This window comes from Polaromonas sp. P5_D5, assembly GCF_054049435.1.
In genome coordinates this window covers 185,556-201,267 of record NZ_JBFUMJ010000006.1, presented here as the reverse complement: position 1 = coordinate 201,267, position 15,712 = coordinate 185,556, and the positions used below count along the sequence as shown (strand labels likewise).

At 58.1% G+C, this 15,712-nt stretch carries 15 protein-coding genes; 9 read left to right on the top strand and 6 right to left on the bottom strand.

What is annotated here, in order from left to right; all coding sequences use genetic code 11:
• The first annotated feature begins 559 nt into the window (after window positions 1–559).
• The 3 genes from ACXJKE_RS20650 to ACXJKE_RS20640 all read left to right on the top strand — a co-directional run bounded on the left by ACXJKE_RS20650 (window position 560) and on the right by ACXJKE_RS20640 (window position 4,653).
• The gene (locus ACXJKE_RS20650; protein WP_457282448.1) at window positions 560–1,075 is read left to right on the top strand and encodes a pilin; all 516 of its coding nucleotides are present in this window, start codon (window positions 560–562) and stop codon (window positions 1,073–1,075) included.
• A gap of 102 nt (window positions 1,076–1,177) precedes the next feature.
• Complete coding sequence (locus ACXJKE_RS20645; protein WP_457282447.1) at window positions 1,178–2,911, top strand: Wzy polymerase domain-containing protein; 1,734 nt, start codon at window positions 1,178–1,180, stop codon at window positions 2,909–2,911.
• A gap of 119 nt (window positions 2,912–3,030) precedes the next feature.
• Window positions 3,031–4,653, top strand: coding sequence for a PglL family O-oligosaccharyltransferase (locus ACXJKE_RS20640; protein ID WP_457282462.1), 1,623 nt, complete (start codon window positions 3,031–3,033; stop codon window positions 4,651–4,653).
• A gap of 8 nt (window positions 4,654–4,661) precedes the next feature.
• Here ACXJKE_RS20640 and moaC read toward each other — a convergent pair whose 3' ends face one another.
• Window positions 4,662–5,150 (bottom strand): cyclic pyranopterin monophosphate synthase MoaC, encoded by a 489-nt coding sequence (gene moaC, locus ACXJKE_RS20635; protein WP_457282446.1) that lies wholly within the window; start codon window positions 5,148–5,150, stop codon window positions 4,662–4,664.
• Window positions 5,151–5,192: 42 nt separating this feature from the next.
• Between moaC and tfpZ the strand changes: the two genes are divergently transcribed.
• Both tfpZ and ACXJKE_RS20625 read left to right on the top strand, forming a co-directional pair.
• Window positions 5,193–5,972: a TfpX/TfpZ family type IV pilin accessory protein gene (tfpZ, locus tag ACXJKE_RS20630; protein WP_457282445.1), complete on the top strand. Its 780-nt coding sequence runs from the start codon at window positions 5,193–5,195 to the stop codon at window positions 5,970–5,972.
• 64 nt (window positions 5,973–6,036) lie between these two features.
• Window positions 6,037–7,590 (top strand): M48 family metalloprotease, encoded by a 1,554-nt coding sequence (locus ACXJKE_RS20625; RefSeq protein ID WP_457282461.1) that lies wholly within the window; start codon window positions 6,037–6,039, stop codon window positions 7,588–7,590.
• Here ACXJKE_RS20625 and ACXJKE_RS20620 read toward each other — a convergent pair.
• The 3 genes from ACXJKE_RS20620 to ACXJKE_RS20610 all read right to left on the bottom strand — a co-directional run bounded on the left by ACXJKE_RS20620 (window position 7,546) and on the right by ACXJKE_RS20610 (window position 9,321).
• Window positions 7,546–7,899, bottom strand: a complete 354-nt coding sequence (locus ACXJKE_RS20620) for a phage holin family protein (RefSeq protein WP_457282444.1) — start codon at window positions 7,897–7,899, stop codon at window positions 7,546–7,548. The genes ACXJKE_RS20625 and ACXJKE_RS20620 overlap by 45 nt on opposite strands.
• Window positions 7,900–8,063: 164 nt before the next feature.
• The gene (locus ACXJKE_RS20615) at window positions 8,064–8,513 is read right to left on the bottom strand and encodes a hypothetical protein (RefSeq protein ID WP_457282443.1); all 450 of its coding nucleotides are present in this window, start codon (window positions 8,511–8,513) and stop codon (window positions 8,064–8,066) included.
• A 79-nt stretch (window positions 8,514–8,592) separates the two neighbouring features.
• Window positions 8,593–9,321, bottom strand: coding sequence for a TerC family protein (locus ACXJKE_RS20610; protein WP_457282442.1), 729 nt, complete (start codon window positions 9,319–9,321; stop codon window positions 8,593–8,595).
• A gap of 515 nt (window positions 9,322–9,836) precedes the next feature.
• Here ACXJKE_RS20610 and ACXJKE_RS20605 point away from each other — a divergent pair.
• Together ACXJKE_RS20605 and ACXJKE_RS20600 are read left to right on the top strand one after the other, a co-directional pair.
• Window positions 9,837–10,304 carry a DUF3717 domain-containing protein gene (locus ACXJKE_RS20605; RefSeq protein WP_457282441.1) on the top strand — a complete coding sequence of 156 codons (468 nt, stop codon included), beginning with the start codon at window positions 9,837–9,839 and terminating at the stop codon, window positions 10,302–10,304.
• Window positions 10,305–10,381: 77 nt separating this feature from the next.
• Entirely contained in the window at window positions 10,382–10,687 is a 306-nt protein-coding gene (locus tag ACXJKE_RS20600; protein ID WP_457282440.1) for a DUF2007 domain-containing protein, read from the top strand.
• Between the two features lie 294 nt (window positions 10,688–10,981).
• Here the strand turns inward: ACXJKE_RS20600 and purB are convergent, their stop codons facing one another.
• A complete protein-coding gene (purB, locus tag ACXJKE_RS20595; protein WP_457282439.1) occupies window positions 10,982–12,373 on the bottom strand; it encodes an adenylosuccinate lyase in 1,392 nt (463 codons plus the stop codon).
• Between the two features lie 176 nt (window positions 12,374–12,549).
• On the opposite strand from purB, the gene ACXJKE_RS20590 reads away from it, so the two are divergent.
• Window positions 12,550–13,167, top strand: a complete 618-nt coding sequence (locus ACXJKE_RS20590) for a glutathione S-transferase family protein (RefSeq protein WP_457282438.1) — start codon at window positions 12,550–12,552, stop codon at window positions 13,165–13,167.
• Between the two features lie 640 nt (window positions 13,168–13,807).
• Here ACXJKE_RS20590 and ACXJKE_RS20585 read toward each other — a convergent pair.
• Window positions 13,808–14,392: a glutathione peroxidase gene (locus ACXJKE_RS20585; RefSeq protein WP_457282460.1), complete on the bottom strand. Its 585-nt coding sequence runs from the start codon at window positions 14,390–14,392 to the stop codon at window positions 13,808–13,810.
• A 415-nt stretch (window positions 14,393–14,807) separates the two neighbouring features.
• On the opposite strand from ACXJKE_RS20585, the gene ACXJKE_RS20580 reads away from it, so the two are divergent.
• On the top strand, window positions 14,808–15,677 hold the full coding sequence (locus tag ACXJKE_RS20580; protein WP_457282437.1) for a ferritin-like domain-containing protein: 870 nt from the start codon (window positions 14,808–14,810) through the stop codon (window positions 15,675–15,677).
• The last annotated feature ends 35 nt before the right edge of the window (window positions 15,678–15,712 follow it).

The window sequence follows — 15,712 nt, the reverse complement described above, 5'->3', positions numbered from 1 at the left end:
GTGGGTGTGTGGCCCCGGATCGACGGGTACCGCAATGCCTACGAAATACCTCCCAGGTTCTTGCCGGGGCTAAAACCTGATTGCTGCGTAACGCAGCAATTCATGGGTTAACAAGCGGCGCGTCTTTGACGCGCCGCTTTTATTTGGGCAAAAGTTGTCCGATGGAGTCCGACAGTTGATTTCTGAAAACTTCAATGGATGGTGCGCCATGGGAAGGACGATAAATTGACCCCCTGCATCGACGATCAGCCGTGACAAGCGCAAGCAAGACCGGCTACAAGGGTTGTACTGGTTTGCATGAACTGATGTGATCTGATTCAGCAATGCAGGCATGCATAGTGTGGCGTATTCCCGGCACAGTCAGTAGCGGCATTCGGACGCTCAAGAGGGTCCGGTTCATCCGCCTCAAATGACAAAAGTGTCGTGAAATTCACAGAGGGTAGTCAAAAAAGTAAGCTCTCGGCTTTTTGAGCTCGAAAAATCACGGAAAAGACGCCCTTTTGACGTGGCACAAAAACTGCTTTTTACCTGAGCTAGTTTTTTTAACCAAGGAGTTTTTATGAAGCGTTCCATCCAACGGGGTTTTACCCTGATCGAATTGATGATCGTCGTGGCGATTATCGGTATCCTGGCTGCGGTGGCTCTGCCTGCCTATCAGGACTACACCATTCGTGCGAAAGTGTCTGAAGTGATTCTGGCTGCATCACAGTGCCGTACCAGCATCACGGAAACTGTTCAATCTGCTGCCAGTACGGTTCTGCCGATCGCCAATAACTGGGGCTGTGAAAAGAACGCCAGCGGCGCCGGTACGGCTGCAAGCGCGCCTTCGAAATATGTCTGGTCCATCGTAACGGATGCTGTCGGTAAAATCACTGTTCTCACGATGGATGCGACCAATGCGCCTGACCTGAAGGACGCTGCTAATAAAACAGTTCAACTGGTTCCGTTCAAGGATTCCACCGCTACGTTGACGAGCACCGATGTTGGCGCAACCATCTTCAAGTGGGTGTGTGGCCCCGGATCGACGGGTACCGCAATGCCTACGAAATACCTCCCAGGTTCTTGCCGGGGCTAAAACCTGATTGCTGCGTAACGCAGCAATTCATGGGTTAACAAGCGGCGCGTCTTTGACGCGCCGCTTTTATTTGGGCAAAAGTTGTCCGATGGAGTCCGACAGTTGATTTCTGAAACTTCAGTGCGAGTCAGGCTATTTGCATGGTTGTCTGTGTTGGCATTCCTTGCGTATCTGTTGCCGAATCATTACTCTCCCTGGCTCTCTGCGCATCAGGAATCGGCGATGGCGGTGGCTTTTTTGCCTCTGGTTATGTGGGTGGCCTTTTACAGAACAGTGAATGTGCCAATACTGGCGGTGGCCGCTTGGGCCCTGGCAGTAGTTCCATTTTTTCAATTGGGTACGGGGCTGATTGTTTATCGGAGTGATGCCCTGATGGCGTTCCTCTACCTGTCTGGGTTCGGGCTGGTCGTTTTGACGGGTTTTCGCTACGCAAGGTCGAGCGATAAAGATTTAATCGACCTCACCCGCATTACGGCGTTGTGGGTCGCCATTCTGCTGGCTGGAATTGTTTCCATGGGAATTGCATTTCACCAGTGGCTGGACCTTCGGTTGCTGGGACTCTTTTTGATCGAACTCCCCCCGAATGCCCGTGTTTACGCGAATTTGGCGCAACCTAACCATTTCGCAACGCTCCTGCTCCTCAGCCTTACAGGGCTTCTGTTTCTATTCGAAGCCGGGAAAATTCGCCCATCTATAGGTCTGATAGCTGCTTTCCTGCTGGCATTTGGGCTTGTCATGACTGGCTCTCGCTCCGTGTTATTGGCGTGGTGCTGGTTTCTGCTTCTGTTCATAACGCTACGACGACGATGTCAATTGCGCGTCAAGTGGGAGGGCATTGCTGCGGTCGCTTCGTTTTACCTGGTTATCTCTTTGATGTGGTCTTCGATTAACGAATGGCTACTGCTAGGCGATGGAGTGACCAGTGCGGTGGATCGGCTTAACCCCGGCGTAAGAACCATTTACTGGGAGTCCATGCTGAAAGCAATTTCTCTGGCGCCATGGCAGGGGTATGGTTGGGGGCAGATACCTGCGGCGCAACAAGCTACCGCATTGGCCTATCCGCCAACACACACCTTTTTTGAGAGCTCTCACAATCTTTTTCTTGACTTGATATTGTGGAATGGACTACCTATAGGGCTCGCTGTTGTGCTGTTGCTCTCGGGCTGGTTTTTTTTGCAATATCGCAAAGTTCATGACGCCTTGTCTTGGTGTCTTTTGCTCGGTGTGGGTTTTGTGTTCAGTCACGCCATGGTTGAATTGCCCTTGAACTACGCTTACTTTCTGTTTCCTGTCGGCTTTTGGATGGGAGTTTTGAATGCTAACTCCGGTTGGGTCCTGCGTGATTGGCGCCCGTGGGCTGCCAAGCGGATAGTACGTCCGGCATTGATTTCTATCGTTATCGCGACGGCGGTCCTCTTTATTCTTGTTTTAAGGGAATATCCGGCATTTGAAGAGGACTGGCAAAACATGCGCTATGAGGAAGCGCGCATTGGGAACAATGTATCCCCGCCGGCACGGGCGCTATTGTTAAACCAACTGGAGGAATTACTCCGCTTTACGCGAACCCAGGCTAGCCCCGGTATGACAGCAGAGCAGTTGAACTGGATGCGAGAAGTATCAAGGCGATATGCATATTCCTCCGCATTGTTTCGCTATGCTACGGCTGCGGGTTTGAATGGAGATAAAGTGGAAGCAAAACGTGCGCTGCAACTTCTTTGCAGCCTGCATCCGGTTGCAACATGTTCTGAGGCAAGAATGTCGTGGACGGAGCTATCCAAAAGTAAATGGCCACAACTTTCGGATATCCAGTTTCCTGCGATGCCCCCGGAAAAATGAATTTACCATCARCTGTACCAGTTAAAAAAACAACGAGATATGCCAGAGAAGCTGACCTATCCAGTGCAAGTGAACGCGTGCTATAGAGCTAAATCGCCTGTGATGGATTGCGACAGGTGATGGTGACAGGAAAAGGGAAGCTTCTTGCTGGCACATGGAAGGGGCTCGTTACCTTACTCATCACGTTGCCCTGGCTTAATCCAATCGCGGGAGGGCCCTCCCCCAATGTTGTTCCGTTGCTGATGAGTCTCGCCGCTGGTGCTGGCCTGATGTTTCTTCACTCCTTCTTGCCGAATATATATAAGGATAAGGCGACGAGCGAGGCTCCGTTTTGCGGGTACTGGACAGCCCCGGTTTCCCTGGCATGGCTTCTGGCGGGGACGATCAGCAGCATCTTTGCCTTGTTGCAATACTCCGGGCATGCCGATGCCCTCGCCCCCTGGGTGGCCAATGCCGGACTGGGTGAGGCCTTCGCAAACTTGCGCCAGCGCAATCAATTTGCCACCCTTAGCAATATTTCCCTGGCTGCCGTGATTTGGTGGGTGACGAAGGATACGGGGCCCCGTGGCCCCGCTGTGAAGGCCTACAGCTGGCGGTTACTTGCACTTGTCTCGGCTGCGGGAGTACTTGCGTTGGGAAATGCCGCTTCTTCCTCCCGCACGGGAATGGTTCAGCTATTTTTCGTAGCTGGATTGTGGTGGTACTGGGGGGCGATGCGACTACCCCGCGTTCGCCGGCTGCTATGGGTATCAGTGGCTGTGTACGTGTTGGGCATACTCTTCCTCCCATGGATGGCCGGGCTGGATCCCTTGTTGTACGGGGCGGCAGCCCGATTTCTGGCCGGCGATGAACTCTGCGTTAGCCGCTGGACGCTCTGGTCGAACGTGTTGAATCTGATTGCCCAAAAACCGTGGTTTGGCTGGGGATGGGGTGAACTGGATTACGCGCATTACATCACCCTTTACAACGGTCCCCGGTTCTGTCAAATACTCGACAACGCGCACAACTTACCTCTGCAACTGGCTGTTGAGCTAGGGCTTCCCGCGTCGCTATTCGTTTGCGGTGCCTTTGCGTATTGGACAATCCGCCGTGCACCATGGCGCGAAACTAATCCGACACGCCAGCTCGCATGGACCGTGCTTCTAGTGATTCTGCTCCACAGCATGCTCGAATATCCGCTATGGTATGGCCCATTTCAGATGGCTTTCTGTCTTTGCATCGCAATGCTCTGGAGGCGGGAGAATGCGGCCCCGATGGCGGCGAATCTGCCAAAACCTGTATTAGCCCGCCGTGTATCGGTCATAGGCATGCCTTTGCTGGGAGGTGCTCTGGCAATAGCCGTTGTCTATGCTGCGTGGGACTATCGCCGCGTCAGCCAGATCTATCTTCCCGTGGACGAACGATCTGCCGTCTATCGCAGCGACACGCTTGCCAAAATTGAGGGCTCGTGGCTATTCGCCGATCAAGTGCGCTTTGCCCAGATATCTCTCACGCCTCTGACTCCGGCAAACGCCCAATGGACATTTAATACCGCAAGCGCATTGCTGCATTATTCGCCGGAGCCACGAGTTATCGAAAAGCTCATTGAAAGTGCAGTGATGCTCGGCTCTGATGATGTAGCTGTCGAGCATCTGGCGCGTTACAAGGCCGCTTTCCCGACGGAATACGCACAATGGACGCGGCAAAACAGCAAATTTGTACCGGGGCAGGCGCCACCGACGGGAGCGGCGGCCGCCAGATGAGGACGGTACTACAAGGGCTCGTGGACGAAACTGCCTGATTTACCGCCGTGTTTCTCAAGCACATGCACGTCGGTGATGGTCATGCTTCGATCTACGGCCTTGCACATGTCATAGATCGTCAAGAGAGAAATTTGCACCGCAGTCAGTGCTTCCATTTCGACGCCCGTTGGACCAACGGTCTCTACTGTTGCGGAACAGGCGATGCAGGAGACTTTCTCATCCGGGGTGAATTTGATGGTTACCCGTGTCAAAGCCAAAGGATGACATAGCGGTATCAGGTCGCTGGTTCTTTTGGCCGCCATGATCCCGGCGACGCGAGCAATGCCCAGCACATCCCCTTTTTTTGCGCTACCGGCAAGGATGATGGACAGCGTCGCTGAATTCATTACTATACGGCCCTGCGCGATGGCCACACGGTGCGTGGCAGTTTTGCCGGATACATCCACCATATGGGCCTGGCCCTGAGCGTCAAAATGAGTGAGTGTTGGGTCGGACATCTTGCGGCAAGAACCTTTACATGTATCCATCATCATAAGACCATGTTCAAAAATCCAAAGTTTTGGAGGAGCCGGCTTAAGGCTTCCGGTATTCATCTAGGTGTTAGCCTGGCAATAGCCTTGTGCGCGGCTTTGCTGGTTTTTATCATTTGGTATCCCTATCCCTATCGCGAGATATCCGGGGGGCGCGAGCTCTTCCTGTTGGTCATTGTGGTGGATGTGATCATGGGCCCGCTGATGACCCTTGCCGTGTTCAACACCGCCAAGCCGCGTAAGGAGTTGTGTCTGGATTTGTGTGTGATCGGGCTGTTGCAGTTGGCCGCGCTTGCTTACGGTCTCTGGACGGTTGCAGTGGCCCGTCCTGTGCATCTGGTTTTTGAATTCGACCGTTTTCGGGTGGTTCATGCCATTGAAGTTGACCCGGGGCTTCTTTCTCTTGCGCCTGAAGGGCTGCGGCAACTGCCGTTGACCGGGCCGACACTGTTGTCAGTGCGGGAGTTCAAGGACGCCAAGGAAAGTTTCGACGCAACCATGGCGGCGCTGGACGGCGCGCCTCTGGGTGCTCGTCCCGATCTATGGCAAAACTATGAAATGGCCAAGCCCCAGATCCTGAGACAGGCCAAGCCTCTTGCAGAACTCAAAACCCGTTTTCCTGCGGACATTGTTGGTATCGATAACGCATTGGCATCAGCGTTGGCATCGGGTCGCAAGATTAGCGATATTGGCTATATTCCAATGATCGGGCGCAAGACTTTTTGGACTGTCCTCATCGATACCAAAACCGCAGAGGTAATTGCATTTGTACCCATTGACTCCTTCTAGGCGAACTGTGTCCGTGAAGCCGCGTCCGGCCCTGAACCGCCTTGCTCTGGCCTGCATTGTTTTCATGGCTTTGGGCGGTTCCTCGCTGGCTCAGGCGCCCGTCGGTACGACCGGAGGCTCAACGGGTTCATTGCCATCGCTGGGTGAAACTTCCGACCTCGCAGCGGCAGCAGAGCGCCGTATTGGAGACCGCATCGCCGTCAGCATCTACCGCGACCCTGACTACATTGATGATCCGGTGCTCGGCGATTACCTCCAGAGTATCTGGTTGCCGCTGGTAGCCGCCGCAAGGGCCCGGGGCGAGCTCAATGCCGAACTTGAAGAGCGTTTTGCCTGGCAGGTTTTTCTGATCCGGGACCGCAGCATCAATGCCTTTGCATTGCCCGGGGGCTACTTTGGCGTGCACCTGGGCCTGCTGGCCGCGGTGAGCAGTTCCGATGAGGTGGCCGCAGTGATGGGCCATGAACTCAGCCATGTGACCCAGCGGCACATTGCGCGCATGCTGACGCAACAGTCGCGCCAGACCCCCTGGATGATTGCCGCCATGATTCTTGGCGTGCTGGCTGCCGGGAAGAGCAGCAATGCCGGCAGCGCCGCCGTGGTCGGCGGGCAGGCGGTCGCGATGCAGAACCAGCTCAACTTTTCCAGGGACATGGAGCGGGAGGCCGACCGCGTGGGTTTCGGGGTCATGACCGATGCGGGTTTTGAAAGCCGCGGTGTTTCGGCCATGTTCGAAAAGCTGCAGCAGGCCTCGCGCCTGAACGACAACGGCTCCTTTCCCTATTTGAGATCCCATCCGTTGACGACCGAGCGAATTGCCGAAGCGCGGGCGCGCGTGCAACTGTCTTCAACGGACGCGGCAAAACCCTCGCGCGAAAAAGAAACCGAGGCCGGCAGAGCCCGCGTGTTACACGCCATGATGGCATCGCGGGCGCGCATCCTGGCAGCCCCGGGGGTTGATGTTCTGCGCTCCATGGTGGCGGAGGCCCAGCGCCAGACAGGCCCTGTTGCCGCACTGCAACCGCTTCCCACGGCCGACAATGTGCGTGATGCTGGAGTTGTGTATGGTGGCGCTTTTGCGGCGGCCCGGCTGCGCGATTTCACCACGGCGAAAAGCTTGCTGGAACGGTTGAAACCGCTTGCTGTGGGTGCGCCGCATGCCGCCAATGCGGTGGATCTGCTGGCCGTTGAAATTGACTTGATGGCCGGCTTGGTTCCCCCGACAGCGGCATCTGCCGACATTTCCAGGGCGACATCTCGCGCTGAGGTACTGCTGCAGTCCCAGTCGTTGATGGCCGCGAACCGTGCGCAGGACGTTTCGGGCCGGCTACAAAGCTGGGTGACGCTGCATCCCAAGGACGCGATGGCCTGGCAGCTGCTTGCGGTCGCGTACGGCAAGCAAAACAAGCAGGTTCAGGCGATTCGCGCTGATGCGGAAAGCCGCGCCGCCCAGCTGGACTACCCGGCGGCGCTGGACCGCTTCAAGGCGGCGCAGGGCTTGATGCGCAGCAACCCCGGCAACGCAGATTACGTGGAGGGTTCGATCATCGACACACGAACCCGTCAGACCGAACTACTTGTTAAAGAGCAGGCGCTCCAGGACAAAGTCGATCGCTAGCTGCAGCACCGAATAAATCAGTGAGCCTATCAGCGCTGCGGCAAAACCCGTGACGTTCAGACTGCTGATCAGGCTGGCCGCGGCCCAGAACATCAGCGCGTTGATGACAAACAGGAACAAGCCCAGCGTCACCAGCGTGACGGGCAGCGTCAGCAGAACCAGGATCGGGCGCACCACCATGTTGAGCGCACCGAGCACCGCCGCGGCAATCAGCGCGCCGGTGAAGCTGGTCACCACGACCCCGGGGTAGAGATAGGCAACGGCCAGCAAGGCCGCTGCGCTTAAAAGCCATTTGAGGATAAGTTTCATGGGCAAAGAATACCACCGGCCTGCCCGATTCGGCCCCCATCCCCCTGGCAAGCAGAAGCCGCGTGCCCGGGGTTGTACACGGTCTTTTGTGTCCGTGTGCAACCCGATTCAGCGGATCAAGCCGGGGAGGTGGCCCTCCCGACTTCAGCACGAAGTGAAAGCCGTCAGTCGCTTGCGACCAGCAGCCCGGCACCTGCCAGTGCCGTGGCATAACCCAGGATGCCGTGGCTTTCCTGGGCCTGCGTTGCCGTGACCGGTTGCATGTCCTGGCCGAATTTCGGCCGCCGGGCATCCAGCACGCGTGCAACGCCATACTGCTTGATGAGGCCCTCGGTCTGGGTGATCAGGGTGGCCTGCGCCAGCTGGGTCAACACGGTGTTGCCTTCTTTTTGAAGAAGAGGCGTCAACTGTGCGAACACCTTTTCGGCCCACTTGCCGCGCCAGCTTTCCCGCGCACTGTGTGTTACCCATTTGCTGACGCGGTGCGTCACGCGGGGTGCGCAGCCGACCACGATCCAGCGAGTAGGGCTGTGGGCCTCGCCGGCCGGCAGCATGGGTTGCAGCATCTGCAGGGCATATGCGGCATCGTCAATGTACACAATGATGTTGTCCATAAAGTTCTCCTTGAGTTGTCGTCGTTTTAGAAGCTTGCTGGCTGAAAGAGGGGCATACGCCCCCCACGGGTTGCTGGTTTCAATGTGGAATCAGGTCGGCATCCTGCGCGGACCGTGAGCGTCGTGTGGCCCACCACCCTGCGCCCAGCACGCCTGCCACCGCAAGGGCGTAGGTTGCCCACTGCGCTGCAAGGTGCAGGGTTTCAGCCGAAGGCATGGTGCCCGGGCCGCCGTAGATCGGGTCGAGCAGCTGCTCGCTCACAATCATCTTCGCGGCGGTAAAGGCCAGAACGGCGGCGCCGATATTGATGATGATGGGGAAACGCTCCACCAGCTTGAGCACCATGGTGCTGCCAAACACCACGATCGGGATGCTGACCAGCAGGCCGATGACCACCAGGTCAAACGAGCCGTGCGCAGCACCGGCCACGCCCAGCACGTTGTCGATGCCCATCAGGGCGTCGGCCACCACGATGGTTTTCATGGCGCCCCAGAAGGTGTGGGCAACCGGGCCGTCGTGCTCCTTGTCGCCCTGGTCGGCCAGCAGCTTGTAGGCAATCCACAGCAGCCCCAGGCCGCCCACCAGCATCAGGCCGGGAATTTTCAGCAACCACACTACGCCAACCGTCATGGCAGAGCGGACCACAATGGCGCCGACCGTACCCCAGACGATGGCTTTTTTCTGCAGGTGGGATGGCAGGTTGCGCGCGGCCAGTGCGATCACGATGGCGTTGTCGCCGGCGAGCACCAGGTCAATGAGGATGATCGCCAGCAGGGCGGACCACCAGGGGGTAGTAAATAGTTCCACGTCACACTCCATGTCAAGTTTCGACTTGGAAATCCGCGCGACGGCGCACGACGGATTCCCGGCTTCGTGAAACCGGAACGGGTGTGATGGGTGGCTGGGGTCGGCGCCAATGGACGCCGCAGATACCTCGATCAAACCTGTTCAGGTTTCAATCGAAGGTCTGGCTCGACATGCAGTGTCGCTGCATGCCCAACAAGCCGGAAGTGTCAACTTCGTAATGACGACTTGTTGTTAGCGATTTTGCTGTGGTGTCTGTTTTCGTATATTGCAGCAAAACGAGGGAGTTACTCCCCTTCGTCTGGGTATTTGACAATAAAAAAAGATTTTTTGCAACCCGGTCTTTGCCGCGCAGCGGCGCGATGCGGGGACATGCCCCAATTTCCCCCATAGGCGGCTGGCCCGCCCGTCTGGCCGATAATGAATGGCCCGGCGCTGCCTCTTTGCTTCCTCGCCTTTCTTCGCCTCCTTGCGCTCGCTCCATCCGCTCAGCGGCAGCCCCTTAGACCCACCGTTCCATGCCCGGCATCCACATCACCGATATTGAAGCCGCCATCAATTACTGGCGTGACAAAAAACCTTCGCCCGACGGGGTGACGCTGGCGCCCGAGTTGCGTGCGCTCGCCGAGGTCTACGCGCTCCTGGTTTTTTACCATGAGGACGAGGCCGACGAAAAAAGCTTTCCGCCCAAGGCACTGGCGGCGTGGCGGACCTGGTATGACACAACCGCCGACACGCCCTGCATTGCCATTTGTTCAACCAGCCAGGGAGATGCCCTGTGCAAGGGTTGCGGCCGCACGTTTGACGAAGTACAGCACTGGCCCGAGATGACGCCCGCCGAGAAACGCGGTACCTGGCGGCGCATCACGCAGGAAGCAACTGCCTGGCGGTTTGGCCGCTACGCTGACCGCGCCCTTGAAAACAAGGACAAGGACGCACAGAAAGATGCCACCGCGGAGGCGCCGGCAGTCGCGCCAAAAAATTAAGACTTTTTGGCTCCTGGCCCATACACAGCAAGCGCAAGCAGCTATGAATTTGATAGTGATCCCGCTACACTGACGGCATGCTCCGACTGACGCGCGCCCCTAATATCGCCATCGCCGCGCTGTGGGTCGACGTGTTGCAGCAGGCCGGTATTGCCGCCAGCGTGCAGCGCTATTTTTTGGGCAGCGTCGCCGGGGAGCTTCCACCCGACCAATGCCAGCCCGAAGTCTGGCTCACCCACCACGAAGAAGAACCCCGCGCGCGCGAGTTGCTCGACCACCTGCAAAATATGCCGCAGCGGCGCTGGCTGTGCGTCTGCGGTGAAGTCGTTGAAGGTGGCTTTGAGCAGTGCTGGAATTGTGGATTAGCCCCCACGGTGGGGTAAGCACCCCCACGCTCCCCCACTTCGTGTGGGTCGCTGCCCCCGGAGGGGGCCGCCCGCCTGTGGCCCGGCAAAGCCGAACAATGGGCGCACCCCTATCGGGCTCACTGCGTGTAGCCCTTTTCCCCTTGCAGGGGACGGCGCCTGCGGCCCGGCAAAGCCGGTTCCGCGGCCCCTGCTTGCTCGAAGAGTTCTGGGGGCACAACCAGAGGTGCCGCGGGACTGGCTTTGCCAGACCGCAGGCGCCGCCCCCTTGCAAGGGGGGAACAGGCTACACGCAGTGAGCCTGGACGGGGGTTAGACCCTCTTGGCCAGTTCGGCAGCCATGCCGACATAGCTGCCGGGCGTCATCTTCAGCAGGCGTTCCTTCTCCGCTGCAGGAATTTCCAGCGAACGGATCAACGCGTGCAGGTCTTCGGCCTTCACGGTTTTGCCGCGCGTGACTTCCTTCAACTTCTCGTAAGCGCCCTGCACGCCGTAACGGCGCATCACCGTCTGGATCGGTTCGGCCAGCACTTCCCAGGAGGCGTTCAGGTCGTCGCCCAGCGCTTCGCGGTTGAGTTCGAGCTTGTTCAGCCCCACACCCATTGAGTTGTAGGCCAGCACGGCGTAGCCCAGCGCCACGCCCATGTTGCGCAGCACGGTCGAGTCGGTCAGGTCGCGCTGCCAGCGGGAAATCGGCAGCTTTTCGCTCAGGTGGCGCAGCAACGCGTTGGCCAGGCCCAGGTTGCCCTCGGCGTTTTCGAAGTCAATCGGGTTGACCTTGTGCGGCATGGTCGAGGAACCGATCTCGCCGTCTTTCAGGCGCTGCTTGAAGTAGCCCACGCTCACGTAGCCCCAGATGTCGCGGGCCAGGTCGATCAGGATGGTGTTGGTGCGGGCTACCGCGTCAAACAGCTCGGCCATGTAGTCGTGCGGCTCGATCTGGATGCTGTAGGGCTGGAAGGTCAGGCCCAGGCCCAGTGGTTCCGGCGTTTCGATCACGTTGCGGCTGAAGGCCTCCCAGTCGAAGTCGGGCCAGGCCGAGAGATGCGCGTTGTAGTTGCCCACCGCGCCGTTCATCTTGGCCATCAGCTTGATGCCGGCGATCTTGTCACGCGCATTGGCCAGGCGCACCACCACGTTGGCGATTTCCTTGCCGACCGTGGTCGGGCTGGCCGTCTGGCCGTGCGTGCGGCTCAGCATGGGTTCTTCGGCATAGATGTGGGCCATTTCGCGCAGCTGCGCAATGACCTTGTCCAGCGCCGGCAACACCACCAGGTCGCGGCTGCTTTTAAGCTGCAGCGCGTGGCTGGTGTTGTTGATGTCTTCGCTGGTGCAGGCAAAGTGCACAAATTCGCTGGCGCCCTGCAGCTCCGGCCGGGCTTCGAATTTCGACTTGATCCAGTACTCGACGGCTTTCACGTCATGGTTGGTGGTTTTTTCGATTTCCTTGATGGCCGACGCATCGGCCTCCGAGAAGTTTTTGACCAGACCCAGCAAATAAGTGCGGGCGCCCGGGCTCAGCGGCTTGAATTCGGCGAATTTGGCATCGGAAAGCGCGATGAACCACGCCACTTCGACCTGAACGCGGCGGTGCATATAGCCCTGTTCGGACATCAGGGGACGTAACTGGTTCAGTTTGTTCGCATAGCGGCCGTCCAGCGGGGACAGGGCGTTGATCGTGGAAAAGGGGGGGGAAGAGCTCATGGCCCAATTGTAGGCCGGGTGCCTGCCGCGCCAGCCGTGCCGGGAGCCGCTGCCGCGAGCCCGAAAAGATGTGCATATTTGCGAATCTTCTTGCCCGGCGCGTTACACCCCCGTCAGCCCGGCTGCCGGCTTACTCGATAGAATGCTCTTCCCCCGGACCACGATCTCACACCATCATGAAACTCATCGGATCCGCTACCAGCCCCTATGTGCGCAAAGTGCGCATAGTGATGGCCGAGAAAAAGCTCGACTACCAGTTTGTCCTGGAAGATGTCTGGGCAGCCAACACCACCATCCAGGCCTCCAACCCGCTCGGCAAGGTGCCCTGCCTGGTCATGGAAGGCGGCGAAGCCGTATTTGATTCCCGCGTGATCGTCGAATACCTCGACACCCTGTCACCTGTCGGCAAGCTCATCCCCAGCCAGGGCCGCGAGCGCGCTGAAGTCAAAACCTGGGAAGCCCTGGCCGACGGCCTGATCGACGCCGCCATCCTGGCGCGCCTCGAAGCCACCTGGGCCGGCCGCAGCGTCAAGCAACGCAGCGACGCCTGGATCGACCGCCAGATGGGCAAGATCGAAGCCACCCTCAAGGCCATGAGCACCGGCCTGGGCGACAAGTCGTTCTGCAGCGGCATTCACTTCAGCCTGTCCGACGTCGCGGTCGGCTGCGCGCTCGGCTACCTCGACCTGCGGTTTGCGCAAATCAACTGGCGTGAGATGTATCCGAACCTGACCAAGCTGCAGGACAAGCTGATGCAACGGCCCAGCTTTGCGGAAAGCATTCCGCCGGGCTGATGCGGTGCTGAATGGTGGAGGCGACAACATTTCTCGCTGACGCCAAATCACCAAATCGCATACAAACTCCAGACGCCGCCGGATATTGCTATGTATTTAATAGCTGCTTGCGCCCATCTTTATTGGGCTCTGGCTACTATTGGCGTTTGAAAGCAGTTCAAAAACAGGCTCAAGGCCTCTTTCAACGCCTCTTTGGGCGGTCCTTTTCAGGTGTTTTGAGGTCGAGACAGCCTGATTTCAGGCATCAAAATGGCTCCTGACCCAATCAGAACAAGCGCAAGCAGCTATCAAAATAATAGCTCTTGCGGGGGCTTCACGGGTTTCACGCTCATCACGGTGAAAGTCCACCAGGCCATCGGCGGTGAACTTCAGGCGGGCGCAACGCATGCGTTGGCCCTGGCCCGGCAAGGGGGCCGGAATATAAAAATGCTGCGAAGCGCCCCGGCGCGAACGAGGGAGGGAGGGAGGAGGAGGAGCGCCCCGGGATTGCAGCTGAACCTGGACGGCTCAGAAGGCTTCGCAACAATGAAACTGTTCTCTTGCCAGCGCTACCGGTGAAGGCAAATCGCGCTTGCAGAAGTATGAGAGCACAAGTGCGGGGTAGTTCCCGCAAATAAAAGATCCCTCAGGTAAATTTTTGTTAACGGGCCGCGGGCTTGATGGCCAGCTGTTTTTCGATTTCTTTGACCAGCGCGCCGCCGGCCGGGTCAGCCATGGAGTTGAAGCTGGTGACGCCGACACCATCGCGTGCAATGACGTATTTGTAAAAATTCCAGCGCGGTGTGGTGCCTGTTGTGGCCGCCAGCTTCTGGAACAGGGGGTTGGCGTCCTTCCCGGTCACGCTGGTCTTGGTGAACATGGGGAACTTCACGCCGAAGGTGTTTTCGCAGAAGTCCGCGATCTCCTTGTTGCTGCCCGTTTCCTGCGAAAAATCATTGGACGGAAAACCCAGCACCACCAGGCCCTGGTCTTTATATTTGGCATAGAGCGCTTCAAGCCCCTGGTACTGCGGGGTAAAGCCGCAAAAGCTGGCGGTGTTGACCACGACCACCACTTTTCCACTGTATTGACAAAGCGTCTGGGGCTTTTCATCCTGCAGCCGAAAAAACGTCTGCAGCAGCAGCGCGGGGCAGGTTGCCGGTGCGGAGCCGGCGGGCGCTACGGCAGGTGCCGGTGGCGCTGCCAGCGCGCCGCGGGAGGCCAGCAGCGCAGGGGCAGCCAGCATGATCAGCAAAAGGAACTGGGCCGCCTGACGAGGGGCGCAAAAAGAGGCAGTGGCAGTCATTGGCTAAACTCGCGGGCTGGTGATCGGGCCGATTCAGGTTTATTTGGCGCTGTCATACATGTTTCACAACATGCCCTGACGATACGCCCGTATCGCGGTGAATGGATTCAGCGGGAATTCAGCCCCGGACTATCCGGGGTCTGCATGGCTTTATTTGGCACAATGCAGTCCGAAAAAGAGCACTTGTGTGGTCCAACACGCCGGAATGGGGTCCGAATTACCCTGATTTGCCGGTAAATAGCGCATAAGTCGCCCGTTGTCACATTAGCCGCCTAAAATCGTTACAAGTACCCAGGATGCTCCCGCAGGACATCCGAGGCAGATATATCTGCATATCCCTTGCGAAGGAGTTCTCATGCTTTATCCCGAACTGTTCAAACAACTTGAATCCGTCCGCTGGGACATGGACAAGGACATTCCATGGGCAAGTTTTGACGCGTCCAAGCTGACCGACGAGCAGGCCCAGACCATCAAGATGAATGCCATCACGGAATGGTCTGCGCTGCCCGCCACGGAAATGTTCCTGCGCGACAACAAGGACGACAGCGATTTCTCGGCCTTCATGTCCATCTGGTTCTTTGAAGAGCAAAAACACTCGCTGGTGTTGATGGAATACCTCAAGCGCTTCCGCCCGGACCTCGCTCCCACGGAAAAAGAATTGCACGAAGTGCGTTTCGAGTTCGAACCCGCACCCGCGCTGGAAACGCTGATGCTGCATTTCTGCGGCGAGATCCGCCTGAACCACTGGTACCGCCGCGCCAGCGAATGGCATACCGAACCCGTCATCAAGCAGATCTATACCCAGCTGAGCCAGGACGAAGCCCGCCATGGTGGCGCTTACCTGCGCTACATGAAGCGCGCCATCAACAACTTCGGCAATGAAGCCAAGTCCGCCTTCACCAAGGTGGGCGTGCTGATGGCCAGCGCACGGCGTACCGCCCAGGCGCTGCACCCGACCAACCTGCATGTGAACAAAAGCCTTTTTCCGCGCGACACCATCCAGAGCCGCCTGCCCAACCCCGAGTGGCTGGAGCACTGGCTCGACACGCAGATCAAGTTTGACGCGGTGTGGGAGGGCAAGGTGGTCGAACGCATCCTGCACAACCTGAGCCTGCTGCTGAACCAGAGCTTCAAGACCGTGCAGGAACTGAACCGCTACCGCAAGGAAGTCGCCAAGGAACTGGCGGAGTCCATCGCCGCCAAGCCGGCACCTGCCGGCGCCTGATGCACGACGTCCGCTGGCCGGGTGCCTCGGGCGGC